12 protein-coding genes and 1 pseudogene are annotated in these 16,653 nt (G+C 69.8%); 9 read left to right on the forward strand and 4 right to left on the reverse strand.

Annotated features, from left to right (window positions below):
- Positions 1-5: 5 nt before the first annotated feature.
- From FB465_RS31450 to FB465_RS31475, 6 genes are all read left to right on the forward strand, one after another.
- The gene (locus FB465_RS31450; RefSeq protein WP_145796027.1) at positions 6-1,364 is read left to right on the forward strand and encodes a DUF6519 domain-containing protein; all 1,359 of its coding nucleotides are present in this window, start codon (positions 6-8) and stop codon (positions 1,362-1,364) included.
- Between the two features lie 82 nt (positions 1,365-1,446).
- Positions 1,447-3,081: an eCIS core domain-containing protein gene (locus FB465_RS31455; RefSeq protein WP_145796029.1), complete on the forward strand. Its 1,635-nt coding sequence runs from the start codon at positions 1,447-1,449 to the stop codon at positions 3,079-3,081.
- A gap of 25 nt (positions 3,082-3,106) precedes the next feature.
- A complete protein-coding gene (locus FB465_RS31460; RefSeq protein WP_145796031.1) occupies positions 3,107-3,697 on the forward strand; it encodes a hypothetical protein in 591 nt (196 codons plus the stop codon).
- On the forward strand, positions 3,694-4,449 hold the full coding sequence (locus tag FB465_RS31465) for a prolipoprotein diacylglyceryl transferase family protein (RefSeq protein WP_145796033.1): 756 nt from the start codon (positions 3,694-3,696) through the stop codon (positions 4,447-4,449). The genes FB465_RS31460 and FB465_RS31465 overlap by 4 nt, the downstream gene beginning before the upstream one ends.
- A gap of 238 nt (positions 4,450-4,687) precedes the next feature.
- Complete coding sequence (locus FB465_RS31470) at positions 4,688-5,575, forward strand: hypothetical protein (RefSeq protein ID WP_211785895.1); 888 nt, start codon at positions 4,688-4,690, stop codon at positions 5,573-5,575.
- A gap of 14 nt (positions 5,576-5,589) precedes the next feature.
- Positions 5,590-6,333, forward strand: a complete 744-nt coding sequence (locus FB465_RS31475) for a hypothetical protein (RefSeq protein ID WP_145796035.1) — start codon at positions 5,590-5,592, stop codon at positions 6,331-6,333.
- Between the two features lie 12 nt (positions 6,334-6,345).
- On the opposite strand, the gene FB465_RS31480 is transcribed toward FB465_RS31475, so the two are convergent.
- The 4 genes from FB465_RS31480 to FB465_RS31495 all read right to left on the reverse strand — a co-directional run bounded on the left by FB465_RS31480 (position 6,346) and on the right by FB465_RS31495 (position 13,432).
- Positions 6,346-6,945 (reverse strand): TetR/AcrR family transcriptional regulator, encoded by a 600-nt coding sequence (locus FB465_RS31480; protein ID WP_145796037.1) that lies wholly within the window; start codon positions 6,943-6,945, stop codon positions 6,346-6,348.
- A gap of 84 nt (positions 6,946-7,029) precedes the next feature.
- Positions 7,030-9,102, reverse strand: a complete 2,073-nt coding sequence (locus FB465_RS31485; RefSeq protein ID WP_211785896.1) for a galactose-binding domain-containing protein — start codon at positions 9,100-9,102, stop codon at positions 7,030-7,032.
- 566 nt (positions 9,103-9,668) lie between these two features.
- Positions 9,669-12,206 (reverse strand): GH32 C-terminal domain-containing protein, encoded by a 2,538-nt coding sequence (locus tag FB465_RS31490; RefSeq protein WP_145796038.1) that lies wholly within the window; start codon positions 12,204-12,206, stop codon positions 9,669-9,671.
- Between the two features lie 263 nt (positions 12,207-12,469).
- Entirely contained in the window at positions 12,470-13,432 is a 963-nt protein-coding gene (locus FB465_RS31495; protein WP_145796041.1) for a carbohydrate kinase family protein, read from the reverse strand.
- 232 nt (positions 13,433-13,664) lie between these two features.
- On the opposite strand from FB465_RS31495, the pseudogene FB465_RS31500 reads away from it, so the two are divergent.
- The 3 genes and pseudogenes from FB465_RS31500 (at position 13,665) to FB465_RS31510 (ending at position 16,598) form a co-directional block, all read left to right on the forward strand.
- A pseudogene (locus FB465_RS31500) lies at positions 13,665-14,673 on the forward strand (substrate-binding domain-containing protein).
- Positions 14,674-14,778: 105 nt separating this feature from the next.
- Positions 14,779-15,777 carry an ABC transporter permease gene (locus FB465_RS31505; RefSeq protein WP_145796043.1) on the forward strand — a complete coding sequence of 333 codons (999 nt, stop codon included), beginning with the start codon at positions 14,779-14,781 and terminating at the stop codon, positions 15,775-15,777.
- The gene (locus tag FB465_RS31510; RefSeq protein WP_145796045.1) at positions 15,774-16,598 is read left to right on the forward strand and encodes an ATP-binding cassette domain-containing protein; all 825 of its coding nucleotides are present in this window, start codon (positions 15,774-15,776) and stop codon (positions 16,596-16,598) included. The genes FB465_RS31505 and FB465_RS31510 overlap by 4 nt, the downstream gene beginning before the upstream one ends.
- Positions 16,599-16,653 lie beyond the last annotated feature (55 nt).

The following is a 16,653-nucleotide window of genomic DNA, read 5'->3' on the forward strand; positions in this document are numbered from 1 at the left end:
CTCGCATGCACGCCGACGTCGAGCGGTTCAGCTTCGATCAGCGCAAGCACTTCCTGCGCGTGATCCAGCAACAGGGCAGAGTGACACTTCCCGCCGACGGCAACGAGCAGGTCGCCATCCTGCTCCACCACCTCCAGGCGCTCGCCGAGGACCTCATCGGCCCGTACGGCACCCCGTCCCCGGACGGCACGGCACCCGGGCCGGCCTTCAAGATCGACCTGCCGCAGGCCGGTGAGGAGGACGGGGTCCTGCGGATCGGCCGAGGCCGGTACTGGGTGCACGGGCGGGCCTGCGAGAACGACGCCGAGAACCTTCTCCTCACCGCCCAGCCCGACCTCCCCACCACGGGCGCGCCGAACGACGGCACGTACCTCGCCTACCTCGACGTCTGGGAGCGGCACATCTCGGCCGCCGAGGACGACACCGTCCGCGAGGTCGCTCTCGGCGGCCCCGACACCTGCAGCCGGACCCGCCTGGTCTGGCAGGTCCGGCTCACCGACAGCGCGCCGCCCGGCCGACAGGTCGACGCCACCGACGTCGCCGCCCACTGGAGCGACTGGGAGGCCTTCCTGCAGCCGGCCGATCGCGGCCTGCTCGCGGCTCGCGCCAACCGCGGCACCGGCCCGCTGGAGCCGTGTGTCGCCGACCCGACGGCCGGCTACCTCGGGCCCGAGAACCAGCTCTACCGGGTCCAGATCCACCGTGGCTCCGACGACATCGGTGACCCGACCTTCACCTGGTCGCGCGACAACGGCTCCGTCGTGCACCCGCTGCTCCGCCTCGCCGGAACCTCCGCCGTCCTGCGCGACCCGCCCAGGGACAAGCGCACCGCCCTGGCGGTCGGCAGCCTGGTCGAGGTGGTCGACGACCACAGCACCCTGCTGGGCCGGCCCGGCCCGCTGGCCCGCGTCACCGACATCGACGACGAGGGCGAGGACTACGTGGTCCACCTCAGCACCGACGCCGGCATCATCGAGGCCGACCGCCGCCCCATGCTCCGCCGCTGGGACCACCCCGACGTCGACGGCGGGGGCGAGGTCCCCCAGCGCGCCGACGACGACGCGCTGCGCGTCGCCACGCCGAACGAGACCGGCTGGCTGACGCTGGAGGACGGCATCCAGATCCGCTTCCAGTCCCCGTCTCAGTCCGGCGTGCGCTACCGCACCGGCGACTACTGGACCTTCCCGGCCCGCACGGCCACCGGCGACATCACCTGGCCCCAGGACACCACCGGCCCCGCCGACGTCCCGCCCCACGGCATCGATCACGTCTACGCCCCCCTCGCCGTCGTCGTCATCACCGGCGGCAAGGCCACCACGGTGAACGACCTCCGCGTCGGCTTCAGCTCGGTCAGGGTGCCGTGAGCAGCTCTGGTCCTCGGCAGGACCGAGGGTCGTTCGGGCCAAGCGATGTGACGTGCTGTTCGGAGTGAAGGGAGGGAACACGATGTGGAGCCGGCCGCGCGGGCTTGCGAGACGCGCGCAGAACCTTCCGGAGAGCGGTGCTCCGCCGCAGCACCACCCTGCACCGGCTGGAAGGCACGGCCCGTTCCCGGATGAGCTCCTGGACCGGTACACCACGTCTGGCCCCGCCGCCCCCGGGACGGGGACCGCGGCACCGGGGGCGGCCCTGCCCGCGGCCCTTCGGAGCCGGATGGAGTCGGCGCTGGGCGGGGACTTCAGCAGGGTCCGCGTGCACAGCGCCGGCCAAGGGCCACAGGAGCTCGGTGCCCGCGCTTGGGCGCTCGGCGACCGCATCACCTTCGCCCGTGGCGAGTACCGGCCGGGTACGCGTGAGGGTGATGCACTCCTCGCACACGAACTCACCCACACACTCCAGCAGGAGGGGTCTCCTGATACAGGAACAGTCTCGGAGGCTGAGCACCCACTCCTGGAACACGAGGCGCACCTGTCGGCCGCGGCCGCCGGCTCCGCCTCGCAGGCCGGGAGGATCTCGCGGCTGGCCGGCCGGCGGGTCCAGCGGCACAAGCCGGGAGAAGCCCTTTCGGTGGTGCCTTCCTTGGCCGACAGCGATCGGACCCGCCGCTGGTTCGACCCAGCGGACAGGCAGGTCAAGCCGGTCTGGACACCGGAGGCCGGATACGTACGAAATCCCTCGGCCGCGAAGCTCTCCACCGTGGTGGTCAAGGGCAGGCTGGGCCGCGGCTTCGAAAACGGGACCTTCATGTACGCCGTGGACAAGAACGGCGATGTCTGGATCGGAAAGCGACTCGCCGAGCCGGGTGCCGGGCCAGGCAGGGCAACCGGCCTGCCGCATCCGGCACTGATCGGCGGGAAGGACCCGGTCGTCCTCGCAGCCGGGGAGACCGAGGTCCGTGGCGGGCGTATCTACCGGATCGACAACCAGTCGGGCCACTTTCAGCCGCCGCGATCCTCCCTGGGCACGAGTATCAAGGAGTTCTTCAAGCTGCCCACCTCGGCTTTCCACCCGGAATTCGCCGCGGAGTCGGTGCACTTCGGGCCCGGTGGGGTGCGGACCACACGCTCGTTCCGGTCACTGGACATGCTCAGGCTGCGCCTGCGCGACTTCAAGGGGGCGCTCAAGCTGCTGAGGCCGCGCGCCATCGCCGGCCGCCTGCGCAGCCGCAGCTTCCGAGCGGGCGCGAAGACCCTCGGTGCCCTGGTGGCGATGCTCGTGCTGCAGTACCTGATGAGCAAGCTGATGGAGTCGCTGACCGAGAAGTTCATCGAGCAGCAGATCCGGGACCTGGCGCCCAAGGTCGAGTCCGGGCTGGCCGCCAAGGGCGACCAGCTCGATGCGCTGCTCCTCGAGGATTCGGATGCCGATTTCTACATCAATGTGCAGTTCACGATCCAGACCACGGACATTCCCGTTCCCGACGACTACTCCACGATCACGAGCATGCCACTGGTGGACCTGGGTGAGATGGGATTCAGCCGGCAGCCCTGGGACGCAACCCCCGTGGAGAGCACGCAGCTGAACTGCGGCACGACGTCCCACACCACGGTGTTCACCGTCAGTGAGCCTTTCTCGCCAAGGGATCTGTTGGCACCGGGCAGCGAGGCGCCAGCTGTCGACACGGCACCGTCGAAGGAATGACACAGGTGTCCGGGAGGACCTTTCCATGACAGACGACGCGGTGATCCGAGCCCTGGAGCAGGAGCGTCCCGACGAGCCCGAGGCGGTCCGTCTGGGCCGGCTTCTCGATGCGCTGCCACCCGGACGGGCACCGTCACCGAAGGCGATCGACATCCTCTCCCACGCACTGCGGGGCGGCCTCGGGGACGAGCACCAGCGCCTCGACAGGGACCGCCAAGCCCATGTGGCCTTCTGGCGGGAACTCAGCGACCGCTTCCCCATCGCGCCACGCCTGCGGGGCATCTACGCCGATACCCTGCTGCTGACCGGGGATCCGGGCGGGGCGAGGCAGCAGTTCCTGGCCGCGTTCACCGCTGACCCCCTGCTGCTCTACGGGTTCGGCGGCGAGCTCCGGGACCTCTTTCAGCTGGCCGGCGGTGGGGAGTGGGCGGCCTACCGCGCTCTGGTGATCAAGGCAGCCGAGATCGACGACCCGGTGGGGAATCGGGACTACGTCGCTGAACAGCAGTCAGCCCTGCTGGCCGACCTCCGGCAGGAGCCGGACCTGGTGCCCGCCGTGCTGAGAATCCTGCAGGGGACGAGCAGGCCGAATTCCTCCTCCGACGAGTCGCCGTGACCGCTGAGCGTCGGATCGCCCGGGCCACCCGGTTGGTCGGGCAACCCGGGCAGGTTGTGCCACGCGCCATGCTCGACCGGGTGAACGCGCTCCTCGACGCGTCCACGGGGATGCAGATCCGGTTCGGGCCGCACCGGCTCGGATCCTGGGAGACGTGCCTCGTCGGAGGCTTCGTGGCGGGCACTGCCGTCTGGGTGTCTGCGGGCCTGGCCGTGGAGTTGCCGGTGGGGCTCCTTGCCGCGCTCCCGGCATGCTGGGCGGCTGCGTTCCTGGCGGTCCGGTTCCGGATGCTGCGGACCGGCGTGATCAGGCTGGTCTGGCACAGGCATGCGCTGGTCGGGGTGTCGCTGGCGGTGGCAACCGCGGTGCTGACTTCGGCCGAGGTGCACGAAGTCCTTGATGTGTGGTCGACGGGTTGCGCGGTGGGGCTGGCCATCGGCCGGCTCGGCTGTCATCGCAGTGGCTGCTGCCTCGGCCGCGCTGCGCTCATCGGCCCGCGCTATCAGTGGCTCGGTGGCCGCGAGAGGCACCTGCCGCTCCAGTTGGCCGAGGCACTGTGGTGCCTTGTGCTTGCAGTGGCCGGTGGGGCACTCCTGCGCGCCGCTCCGGCCGGGACGGCGGCTTCCGTGGTGGCCGGCGGTTACACGGTGGTGCGGGTGCCGCTTCATCGACTGCGCGCGCCGCTGGCCCGGGGTGGTCGCAGGCGGAAGCGCCGACACCGCGTTATCGATGGGTCGTCAGAGTCCTTCTGAGATGTGGAGACAGGCGCTCAGTCATCGCTTTTTGGAAGCTGGGACCGAGCGCCTCTACCCCCAGTGGCCGGGTGTCGAGGAGCGGGCGCTGCCCGAAACGGGCTCCGACCAGCACTTCAGGTACCGCTACCGCGGTCTGTGCCTGCTGGCCCACTCCAACAACCGGATATTCGTGCCTGGCCTTCGCGTTCTCACGTGACTCCGAACGGCCCCTTTCCCGGCAGTGCCGCGGTGTACCGTGGTCACCGATGACGGTGAGTCAAAAACTGGGGTGGGTATGGCGAGCGGCGGCATTCGCTACCGGGCCGAGCGGATCTCGCTGGCCCTCATGGCCACCTCGGGCATCGCGGTCCTGATCGCCGACCTCCTCGGGTGGCTCGACAAGGTGGCTCCCGGTGGCGCGCTCCCGAAGATCACGTTGCTCATTCTGAGCACGGTCACCGTGTTCCTCCTGCTGGAGGTCGACCGCCTGAAGGTGCTCGACCATGTCGATGCTCAGATTTCCAAGCTCGACATCGACGCCCTTGCGCACCAACTCAAGGAGGAGCACTACGGCGGAGTGGTCCAGGTGCACCGGCGCTTTCCCGACGACACGTTCACCGGGTTCGTGGAGGGCGCGAGCAACGAGGTGGCCATTCTGCAGACCTGGATACCCAACCTGGACCTGCTCGACGTCGCGTTGCGGAAGGCGCTCATCGACCGGCGGGTGCAGCGGATTCGCATCCTGCTGCTGCACCCCTCCTCGCCCGTGGCGCGGCTGCGCGACGAGGCGTTGCGCACCGTACGGGATCCCGCCCTCGACGAGGATGTGACGGCCAGCGTCCAACGCTCGCTGTCCATCCTGGAATCCATCTTCCGCGAGGTACCGCGGGAGGACCGGGTAAGGCTCCAGGTGAGGGTGTACAACTCCCTTCCGTCGATCGCCGTGTACAAGGCCGACCAGCACTATCTGGTCAGCTCCTTCCTGCACGGCCAGCTCGCCATCCGCTCCACCCAGATCGAGATCGACGGCAGTGACACTCCCATGGGCCGACAGGTCCAACGGGAACTGGACATGCTGTGGGAGATCGGCCGCGAGGTGGATCTCGGTGACTGGCGCGCATCGGTCAGCACCATCAACCTGTGATCGAAGGAAGAGAAATGGCGACCACGCGAGAACTGGACGCGTTCGAGGACGGACTGATCGAGGGGTTCGCGCAGCATCCCGTCCTCGCGAACGTCAATCTGCTCCCGGACGACGACTTCGCTGCCATCCTGCTCCAGCGCCGCTTCGTGTCGCTCGCCTTCACCCCGTCCTACGACCTCGCGATCGACCTGTTGAACGATGAGGCCGGGCGGCGGATCGCACGGGTCATCCTGCGCGAGGAGTACCCGGACAGCAACGGGCACACGCCTTCGCACCGCGAGGACATGACGCACGATCTGCTCCAGCTCGGTATCTCCCGGAGGGCCCTGGTCGGAACGAGGCCGACGGCGGCGACGAAGAAGGCCATCGGCGACACCCTCGAGCTGATCGCCGATTCGGGCGCCCACGACAACGCCGACCTGCGACTGTTGACCCTCCTCCGCTTCTGGGGCGAGGTCCTGGTCTCCGTCGAGTACGGGCGGCTGTGGGAGCGGATCGGGCCCGTGCTGACGCGCGACGGCGGGAACCGCTCACGCTTCTACTACCCGCACCTCGTCCACGACGCCAAGGCGCACCCGCTCGCGGCCGTGTCGCTGCTGTCCTCCACCCACTCCGATCGCCTCGCCATGCGGTTGAGCGAGCTCCTGGCCCGTGAGGAGTCGACCGACTGCTTCAAGGAGACCGAGGAGCGGGCCCTTCAGCTCAAGGCGAGCTTCTACGACCAGTTCCTGCCGGCACTGGAACGCGTCGCGGTCTGAAGCGGGCACGGCTCATCCGTGTTCCAGGACCAGCCCGGCGACATGGTCGGCGATCATGTCGAGGATCTCCGCTGCCGCTTCCTCGTCGCCGAGCACGAGGAAGTTCAGCGTCAGCCCGTCCGTCATCGCGGCCAGGTAGCGGGCCAGTACGCGGTCCGGGACACGGAGTTCGAAGCCCGCGCTGCGGCGGAGCTGTTCGAGGAGTTCGGTGTAGGCGGCGGAGTACAGCTCGTACTGCCGCTGTGCCAGCTGCTCGAACCCGGGCCGGCGCAGGGCGTACTGCGTGAGTTCGTACGTGAGCATGTGCTCGCCGGGATTGGCGGCCACGTGGTCCCAGTAGGCCTGGAAACCGGCCCTGACGGTCTCCCGCAGGGTGGTTCTGGGCCGGATCGCCTCCTTCACCAGCGTGACGGAGTGGTCGGTGATCGTCGCGATGACGGACTCGAGCAGGGCCTGCTTGGAGTCGAAGCAGTAGTGGAAGACGCTCAGCGACACGCCGGCCTCGGCGGCGATCGACCGGGTCGTCGTCCTGGCGACACCGTCGCGGGTCATCGCGCGGATCGCGGCCTCGGTCAGCTGCCGGCGCCGCTCGGCCGACGGCATCCGTGCCATGGGGGTTCCTCTCGCTCTCGGGCCGGGGGCCAGGTCGGCGGGCGGATCGGGAGAAGCCTCCGCCCGCCGACACCGTGACGCCCGTCAGGTGCTGTAGACACCGACCTCGTGGAGCGAGTAGCCCCAGTTGGTGCCGCGCTGCAGCCCGTGGATGCGGACATGGCGGGCCGGGACGCCGGCGAACCGCGCGGTGTCCAGACCGCCGTCACCGGTGGTGGTGGACCATACGGACTGCCAGTTCGTGCCGTCGGTGGAGACCTCGATGCGGTACGCCTTCCCGTAGGCGCGCTCCCAGTCCAGGGTGACGCGCCCGACCAGACTGGTGGACCCGAGGTCGATCCGGAGCCACTGGTCGTCACTCCAGCCGCTGGCCCAGCGGGTGCCCGTGTTGCCGTCCACGGCCCGGCCGGGCGCGTAGCTCGTGAACGGGTTCCACTCCGAGGAACTGGCCGAGGCGGAGGAGCCTGCGGCGAGGTTCACCCCCGCCTTGTGGTGCTCGGACGCGCCCCAGGTGTCGAGGTAGGACTCGGCGCCCCGGAAGAGGTCGTCCACGACACCCTGGCCGCCGACCAGCCGGATGTCCTCGATCCAGTCCGGGACCAGGCCGTAGTGCGCGGCGCCGTCGGTGTTGATGTCCCAGGTGCGCTCGCCGGTGGTCTGGCGGTCGATGAGGGAGCCGCCGTCGGCGCTGCGGAAGGGGTAACGCACCGGGTTCGGGGTGTCCGCACCGCGGGGGCCCGGCCAGCCGCCGACACCGTTCATGTCGGTGCCGTAGCCGTAGCCGACGTGGTACTTGTCGCGCAGCGCGTCCGTGCGCTTCGCCTCCGCGCTGAACCCCTCGGCGCCGTTCATGTACTGGGCGACGAAGCCGCCGAGCCGGTAGACCCGCTCGGTCCAGTCGAGGTCCATCCAGCTGTGCGAGGAGATCACGCCCGGGTACGACTCGGACTCCAGGATGTCGAAGGCCCGGCCCGCCGCCTTGACGCTCATGTGGTCGACCTCGAGCATCATCTTGCGCTTCATCATGCCGCGCACGGCGTACTCGCCGAGCTCCGTGAGGCCGCGGGTGTTGCACTGCGCGTCCGCGGCGTACGACGGGACCGCCACGCCCTGGGGCAGCTCCTTCTGCGCCGCCGGCGCCGGCGCGATGCCGATGGGGTTGTCGTGCTGCGGTCCGGCGCAGCGCTCCGTCTTCCAGAAGGTGCCGGTCGACAGGAACTGGCCGACGTTGATCGCCGTGCCGAGGGCGCCCTCGTCGAAGCGGACCCCGCACAGTGCGTTGTCGAACTTGTGGCACAGGAACATGCTGCGCACACCCAGCCGGTGCAACTCGTCCAGACCGCGGTCGATGTCGTCCCTGCTGCACTGCGCGATGTCCAGGATCTGCTTGCAGCCGAACGGTTCGGAGGTCTCCACCCCCAGGACGACGGCCAGCTTGCCCTGCTGGACGACCTCGCGGGCCTGCGCGGAATCGGTGACGATCCTGAACCAGCCCTTGCCCGGGCCGCCGTACATCTTGTCGATGTAGGCCTGCATGTCGTACGTCTTCTGCGCCTCGAGGCGGATGGCGGTCATCTCGTCGCAGCCGCGGTCCTTGAAGAAGTAGACCGAGCAGATCACACCGTTGGTGACCAGGTCGTTGACGAGTACCCGCTGGCCGCCGCGCCAGGCCCGTTCGACCCAGGCGTAGTAACTCTGCTGGTGGGTCAGTGAGTCGTGGGCCGGCCAGTCCTTGAACGTCGGCCAGCCGACAGGGTCGTGCCTGCCGTCGCCGCCGTGGGTGATGTAGTCGAAGATCGCGAGCGTGCCGTCGGGGTAGTGCTCGGGACAGTCCTTGAGCGCGTCGGCAATCCCGAGTTCGGAGAACGGCTTGCCGCAGATGAGCCGGCCGCCGAAGCCCTCGTTGGCCATCAGGTGGGTGTGCGCGTCGACGAAGCCCCGCACCTGTCCCTGGGAGTCGGTCCCCTTGAAGGGCTCACCAGTGACATTGATCTGCGAGTCGGGCGTGGGCCGCGCGGTCGGGTTCCACCAGCCGTCCTCGCCCGAGACCGAGGCCGAGGCTCCGGGCGGGGGTGCGGCGAGCACCATGGCCACCAGGGTGAGGAGTAACGACAGGATCGTGATGAGTCTGCGTCTGCTGTACGCGTGTTGAGTCATGGTCACCACTCATGTCTTCGGTGCGCGGATGACGCGGTCGAAGACCCGGACCGTCGGGGGCATGACCACCCCGTCCGGTCGACTGTCATGTCCCGCGTTCTCGATGTGACGAGAATCGCCACTGTTGGAATCGGAGTCAATAGTCCCGGACAGATGACCTGATGAGCCGTCAAGGACGCCCGGCGCGGCCATGCGTGATAGCCGTCCGGGCCCGCAGCCTGCTGCCGGCCCGGGGAGCATCGTTCGACCTGCGTGTGGCCGGTCGGGGAAGTCGGCGCGCGCCTATGAGTCGAACACGACGGTGACCGGCGCATGGTCGGTTTCGGAAGAAAGGTTCACCCGCGCCGGTCGAGGGTGGCAGGCGGATCGCGGTGGCAGCTGCATTTTCACGAGTTGGCAGGCAGCACGGCGAGGGCGTCGATCTCGATGCGGAAGGCGCGTCACGGCCCTCGAACTCGAGCCCGGGGGTGTCGTCCTGCAGGTCCTTGGCGGCTCACCTGGAGACCTCCACCACACTGGAGGTCGTCGCCGCGAGAAGGCCGGCCGACCGTCAACCACGCTCGTGGTCAATGCAGCTGGCGGGCCCAGGCGGACTTCAGGTGGTGGGCGGTCAGGGCGTCCAGGTAGCCCGTACCGCCGGTGACATAGAGGCTGACGCCGGTGCTGGTGGGGTCGGGGAAGATCTGATCGGTGAGGACGAGGGTACCGTCGCCCGCGTACACCTCGACCGAGGACGTGTCGACCAACAGGCGCAGGTTGAGACGGCCCTTCCCGTCCAGCGGCAGTGCCGCGCGGTGGACGGCGGCGAAGGTCGCGTCGAACGCCGCGTTGCCCGAGCGGGTGCGGTCGATGTACAGCTCGCCGGTGCCGGTGTCGTAGCCGATCCTGGTCTGCTGCCCGTTGCCGACGTGGACGGCGATGCCGAAGTCCCTTGCTGTGCCGGCCCGGAGGCGGACGTCCAGGTCGAGGGTCGATCCGGTCAGGGCGAGCGGGAGGGTGGTGTCGCGCAGCGTACGGCCATCAGCTCTCCAGACGCGCCCGTCGTACAGGCGGGTCAGCTCCCCGACCGGGCGCTGGATGAGGGCGGTTCTGCCGTCGACCGTCCGCAGTGCGAGTTCGCGGGGGAAGGTGTCGGCGCCGCGCCAGGTGCCGGTGGGGATGGACTCGCCGTAGGCCCAGTTGTTCATCCAGGCGAGCATCACGCGCCGGCCGCCCGGCACGCCGTTGAAACTGGTGGCGGCGTAGAAGTCGGCACCGTGGTCGAGCCAGTGGGCGCGCTCGACCATGCTCCGGGCCGGGGCGTCGGCGAGAGCGAACTGATCGGCGAGGATGTGGCCCCATCCGCCGGTACCGTGGTCGGTGATCTGCACCTGGACCTGTCGCCCCATGAGGTCGGCGAGGTCCCAAGCCGTCCAGTCGAGGGCTTCGCTGTCGGTGCCGGTGACGCTGCGCACCACCTGGCCGTCGACGAGCAGATTGACCGCCGCCTGCCGGTCCTTGGGCCGGGCGGCCTGATCGGCGAGCCCGATGTGGTCGACGATGACGTGGCCCCACCCTCCCGTCGCATTGTCGACCGCCTCGACGGTGGCGGTACGTCCGGCGAACTCCGTGACGTCCCACGCGGTCCAGTCCATCACGCCGCTGTTGCGACCGGTGGCACTGCGCACCACCCGTCCGTCCACGACCAGGTTGAAGGTCGTCTCGGCGCCGCCCGCCGCGGGGTGGTTGCCGCCCGCGATGAGGAAGTTGAGGTACGGGCGGTCGATGGTGAAGGGGGCGGAGGTGAGGGTACCGGTTGCCGGGTCGCCGCCGGTGGCGTCGGTGAACGTGTCGAGGACACCGCTGCCGAGGCTGCCGTCGAGCTGTTCGAATCGCGGGGTGAGGGCGGTGAACGACCCGGTGCCCGTCCAGCCCGGGCCGAGGTCCGGGCCCTCGAAGTCGGCGATGGTCGTGCCGTCGGGCGGGGAGCCGTCTCCGGCGTCGGCGACGTACGGGTGGTTTCCGCCGCCCACCTGGAAGTTGAGGTAGCGCCGGCTGACAGTGAACGGGGGTGAGAGGAGCTCGCCGGTGGTGGAGTCGCCGTTCAGGAAGGTGTTCACCAGGCCGGGCCCGGTGAAGCCGGAGACCGTCTGCTGGCCGGGGAGGGTGCCGGTCGCGGGCGCGCTGCCGAACGCCGTACCGGTGGCCGTCCATTCGTCGTAGCTGCCGTCGTCGAAGGTGGCCAGCGGGGTGCCGGAGGGCGGGGTGTAGGTGCCGGCCGGGTCGTCGGCCTCGAACTCGGTGCCGTTGAAGTCTCCGATGAAGTACTGGACGGCGGTGGATCGTTGTGGCCCTCCATTGGTGGAGACGGCCAGCACCCACTTGGTGCGGGATGGGTCGTCGTCGACGGCGAGGCGGAACAGGTCCGGGCACTCCCACAGCCCGCCGGTGGAGCCGGCCGGTCCGAAGTCGCTCAGCTTGGTCCAGCTCTTGAGGTCGTGCGAGGAGTAGAAGCGGACCTTGTACTGGTCGGCGAGGACCACGGCCATCAGCCAGCTGCCGGTCTGGTCGTTCCAGAACACCTTGGGATCACGGAAGTTGGCGGATCCGATGTCGAGGACCGGGTTGCCCGGGTACTTGGTCCAGGAGGTCCCGCCGTCCAGCGAATAGGCGAGGGACTGGGCCTGGCGGCCGTCGAGCCTGGAGTGGCTGGTGTAGATCGCGACCAGTGGCGGATTCGCCGCCGTGCCGAGACCGCTGCTGTTGGTGCGGTCGTCGACCACACCGCCGGAGAAGATCATCTCCGTGCCGTCCTGCGGGATGGCGAGCGGTTGCTGCGTCCAGTGCACCAGGTCGGGGCTGGTCGCGTGGCCCCAGGACATGTTGCCCCAGGTGGTGCCCGACGGGTTGTACTGGAAGAACAGGTGGTACGCGTCGCGGTAGTAGATCGGGCCGTTCGGGTCGTTCATCCAGTTCTGTGCGGGCGAGAAGTGGAACTGCGGGCGGTATGTCTCGGTGTACGGCGTCGGCGCGGCGCCGGCGGGGGTGGCGGCGAGCGTTGTAAGGGCGGTGGCGGCGAGGGCGGCAAGCAGCCGGCTAGGGCGGCGGGTGGGGGCGGTTGCCATGGTGGTTCTCCTCGGGGGCGGACATACCCGCTTGGCGGGCGGGCGGGTGGTGGGGTGTCCGTGGGAGCCTGCGGGATGCGCATGGGCGCACGGCGGTGCAGGTGTACCTCGAAGTACGCCCGCATGCAGGAAAGATGTCGTCGTGAGGTGGTGTCATCGATGACATTGACTGCCGAGGATGATGCGGGGAGCCGAGCGATCGCGTCAAGAGGTCGTACCGCACGCGCTCGGCACCCAGTGGATGTCCTGGGGCGGTCGCCCAGTCAGGCGGAGACCGCCGGCTCGTCGCGGAGTTGGTGCGCCCAGGGCGGGTTGGGGCCGGCGACGGAGCAGGTCAGCGCGGCGACCCTGGCGGCGTAGCGGCAGGCGGCGGCGGTGTCGTCCAGGGTCAGCTCGGCCAGGCGGCCGCCGAGCCGGCCGAGTGCGCCGAGCTGGTGCAGCAGGCCGGCGGTGAAGGAGTCGCCGGCACCGATGGTGTCGACCACCTCGGTCCGGGGCGTGGGCACGGTGACCCGCTCGCCGTCGAGCGAGGCGAGGGCGCCGCCGGCGCCGAGGGTGATCACCACCAGCCGGGCACCGGCCAGGTGCCAGGCGTCGCAGGCGCGTTCGGGCGAGACACCGGGCAGCAGCAGCTCCAGGTCGTCCCAGCTCAGCCGGAGGATGTCGGCCAGCGCGCACCAGCGGGCGAGGCGCGCCCGGTAGACGGACGGATCGACCAGCAGGGGGCGGACGTTGGGGTCGATCGAGATGGTCGTTCCGGACCGCACCCGGGCAACCCACTGCTCCACCCGCTCGCCGCCCGGTTCGCGGACCAGGGCGAGCGAGCCGGTGTGCAGGCAGCTCGCGTCGGCGAGCGGCGCGGCAGCGAGTTCGGCGTCGGTCCACTGCCAGTCGGCGGTGCCGTCGGCGTGGAAGTCGTAGCGGGCCTGGCCCAGTTCGTCGAGGGTGGCGATGGCGAGAGTGCTGGGCTCTTCGGCGTCGACGACACCGCTCAGGTCGACTCCGGAGCCGGTGAGGTGCTGCCGGAACAGCCGTCCGAACGGGTCGGCCGAGATCCGTCCGAGGAAGCGGGCCGGGGTGCCGAGCCGGGCCAGGGCGGCGGCGGTGTTGGCGGGGCCGCCGCCGGGCAGGACGCGCAGTGCGAGCTCGCCGGGTCGCTGCTGGGTGGGGTCTGAGAAGGCGTCGGCGACGCACTCGCCGAGGACCGCGACCGGACGTGGGGACATGGGGCACCCTTTCGAGGATTCGGGGGTCGGCACCGCCGACGCCGCACCGTGGGCCGAGCGGGCGCGCTGCGTGCAACTCCTGGGCGAGCGGCGCCGTTTCGGCGGCGTTACCCACTCGTTACGCGTCAAGGGCTTGCCTGCTCTGTGGCGCCGACTCCATCATCCTCGGCAAGCGAATGTCAACGTTGACATCAGTCGACGGCGATACCGAAGCGCAAGTCAGGGAGTCGAGATGTCCCGTACCACCCTCGCCCGTGCCGCCGCCTGTACGGCTCTCGCGGCCCTCACCCTCACCGCCTGCGGCTCCGGTTCCAAGAGCGCGTCCGATGCGGGTTCGGGCGGCACCGTCAAGGTCGGCCTGATCACCAAGACCGACACCAACCCGTTCTTCGTCAAGATGAAGCAGGGCGCGGAGAAGTCCGCCAAGGAGAATGGTGCCCAACTGGTCACCGCAGCAGGCAAGTTCGACGGGCGACAATGCCGGCCAGATCGCCGCGCTGGAGAACATGGTGGCCGGCGGGGTGAAGGGCGTCCTGATCACCCCGAGCGACTCCAAGGCCATCCTGCCCGCGATCAAGAAGGCGCGGGACAAGGGCGTGCTGGTGATCGCCCTGGACAGCCCCACCGAGCCGCAGGACGGCACCGACGCGCTGTTCGCCACCGACAACAAGAAGGCCGGCGTGCTGATCGGCCAGTACGCCAAGGCCGCGATGGCCGGCAAGCCCGTGAAGATCGCCACCCTGGACCTCGCCCCCGGCGTCGCCGTCGGCCAACTCCGCCACGACGGCTTCCTCCAGGGCTTCGGCGTCGCCGAGGGCGCCCCGTCCATCGCCTGCTCGCAGGATACCGGCGGCGACCAGGCCAAGGGCCAGACCGCGATGGAGAACTGCCTTCAGAAGGCCCCCGACATCAACCTCGTCTACACCATCAACGAGCCTGCCGCGCTCGGCGCCTGGACCGCCCTCAAGGCCAAGGGCCGCGAGAAGGACGTGCTGATCGTGTCGGTGGACGGCGGCTGCACCGGCACCCGGGCCGTCAAGGACGGGAAGATCGCCGCGACTTCGCAGCAGTACCCGCTGGTGATGGCCGCCCAGGGCGTCAAGGCGGTGGTCGACTTCGCCAAGGGCGGCACCAAGGCGTCCGGTTACACCGACACCGGCGTCACCCTGATCACCGACAAGCCGCAGACCGGTGTGGACGCCAAGGACACCGCCTTCGGCCTGGAGAACTGCTGGGGCTGACCCGGCAGACCTGATCGGGCGGTCCGGCCCCGACTCCGCCCCGACCGGGGCCGGACCGCCGACCCGTCACCTCCCGTCCCCCCGCTGCACCGGCAAGGACTGAACATGGCCACCACAACCACCGCCCCGTACGCCGACATCCGGCAACCGGCGCTCGCCCGCAGGCTGCTCTCCGCCCCCACCGCCGGACCGCTCGCCGCGCTGGTGCTCGCCTGCGCCTTCTTCTCCCTGAGCACGGACCAGTTCCTGTCCGGCGGCAACTTCTCGCTGATCATCCAGCAGGTGATGGTGGTCGGCACCCTCGCCGTCGGCCAGACGCTGATCATCCTCACCGCCGGAATCGACCTGTCATGCGGCGCCGTGATGGCCTTCGGCTCGATCCTGATGGCCAGGCTGGCCGCCGACGGAACGGTGCCACCGCTGGTCGCGATCGCGCTCGGGCTCGCGGTCTGCGCCGGGTTCGGTCTGGTCAACGGCCTGCTGGTGCAGCTGATTCCGCTGCCGCCGTTCATCGTCACGCTCGGCATGCTGAACGTCGCCTTCGCGCTCACCCACATCTACTCCGACGAGCAAACGGTGTCCAACCTGCCCGGCGCGCTCACCTTCCTCGGCGAGACCTTCCCGCTCGGCGACACAGACGTGACGTACGGGTCGCTCCTCGCCCTCGCCCTGTTCGCCGTCTTCGCCTACGTGTTGAGCAGCACCGCCTGGGGCCGGCACGTCTACGCCCTGGGCAACAGCCAGGAGTCGGCCCGACTCAACGGCATCCGAACCGGGCGCCTCACCGTCGGCATCTACGCCCTGGCGGGGCTGGTCTACGGCCTCGCGGCGCTGTTGCTGGTCTCCCGCACCGGCGTCGGCGACCCGCAGACCGGGCAGACCGACAACCTGGACTCCATCACGGCCGTCGTCCTCGGCGGCACCAGCCTGTTCGGTGGGCGCGGCAGCGTGCTCGGCTCGCTGATCGGAGCCTTGATCGTCGGGGTGTTCCGCAACGGCCTGCAGCTGATGGGTGTCGCCTCGATCTACCAGACCCTGATCACCGGTGTGCTGGTGATCCTCGCCGTGACCATCGACCAGATCTCCCGGAAGAGGGCCCGATGACCACTCCCGTGCTCCAGGCCCGCGGCCTGGTCAAGCGCTACGGCCATGTCACCGCCATCGACGGTGCCGACTTCGACCTGCTGCCCGGCGAGGTGCTCGCCGTGATCGGCGACAACGGCGCGGGGAAGTCCAGCCTGATCAAGGCGCTCACCGGGGCGGTCGCCCCGGACGAGGGCGAGATCCGGCTGAACGGCGAACCGGTGCGCTTCGGCGGACCGCAGGACGCCCGGGCGCACGGCATCGAGACGGTGTACCAGGACCTCGCGGTCGCCGCCTCGATGGACATCGCCGCCAACATGTTCCTCGGCCGTGAGCTGCGCCGCCCCGGCCTGCTCGGGTCCGTCTTCCGTGCGCTGGACCGGAAGCGGATGCGCGAGGAGGCCGCCGCCCACATGGCCGACCTGAAGATCGGGCTGCGATCGCTCACCCAGGCCGTGGAGACGCTCTCCGGCGGCCAGCGGCAGGCCGTCGCGGTCGCCCGCGCGGTGGCCTGGGCGCGCAGTGTGGTGGTGATGGACGAGCCGACCGCCGCCCTCGGCGTCAAGGAGTCGGGGCAGGTGCTGGACCTGATTCGCCGGGTCCGGGACAAGGGCCTGCCGGTGGTCCTGATCAGCCACAACATGCCCCATGTTTTCGAGATCGCCGACCGCATTCATGTGCACCGCCTCGGAAAGAGGGCGGCGCTTATCAAGCCGGGCGACTACTCGATGTCCGAGGTGGTGGCCATCATGACGGGAGCGCTTGCTGTCGACGGGGACACCGGCGGTACTGTCGTGGCGGACGCCGACGCCGCCCGCGCGGCCGGGGTCCGTATGAGCTGACATTCCAGGGCGGCCCGGCACCACCCAGCCGGGCCGCCGCCCGACAGGAACGGTG

The organism is Kitasatospora atroaurantiaca, assembly GCF_007828955.1.
Taxonomy (GTDB): domain Bacteria; phylum Actinomycetota; class Actinomycetes; order Streptomycetales; family Streptomycetaceae; genus Kitasatospora; species Kitasatospora atroaurantiaca.

Excerpts from the sequence above, each read along its gene's own strand:
- FB465_RS31505 (WP_145796043.1), top strand. The coding sequence starts at position 14,779 with ATGGCCACCACAACCACCGCCCCGTACGCCGACATCCGGCAACCGGCG.
- FB465_RS31490 (WP_145796038.1), bottom strand. The coding sequence starts at position 12,206 with ATGGCAACCGCCCCCACCCGCCGCCCTAGCCGGCTGCTTGCCGCCCTC.
- FB465_RS31475 (WP_145796035.1), top strand. The coding sequence starts at position 5,590 with ATGGCGACCACGCGAGAACTGGACGCGTTCGAGGACGGACTGATCGAG.
- FB465_RS31450 (WP_145796027.1), top strand. The coding sequence starts at position 6 with ATGCACGCCGACGTCGAGCGGTTCAGCTTCGATCAGCGCAAGCACTTC.
- FB465_RS31485 (WP_211785896.1), bottom strand. The coding sequence starts at position 9,102 with ATGACTCAACACGCGTACAGCAGACGCAGACTCATCACGATCCTGTCG.
- FB465_RS31480 (WP_145796037.1), bottom strand. The coding sequence starts at position 6,945 with ATGGCACGGATGCCGTCGGCCGAGCGGCGCCGGCAGCTGACCGAGGCC.
- FB465_RS31495 (WP_145796041.1), bottom strand. The coding sequence starts at position 13,432 with ATGTCCCCACGTCCGGTCGCGGTCCTCGGCGAGTGCGTCGCCGACGCC.
- FB465_RS31460 (WP_145796031.1), top strand. The coding sequence starts at position 3,107 with ATGACAGACGACGCGGTGATCCGAGCCCTGGAGCAGGAGCGTCCCGAC.
- FB465_RS31455 (WP_145796029.1), top strand. The coding sequence starts at position 1,447 with ATGTGGAGCCGGCCGCGCGGGCTTGCGAGACGCGCGCAGAACCTTCCG.
- FB465_RS31510 (WP_145796045.1), top strand. The coding sequence starts at position 15,774 with ATGACCACTCCCGTGCTCCAGGCCCGCGGCCTGGTCAAGCGCTACGGC.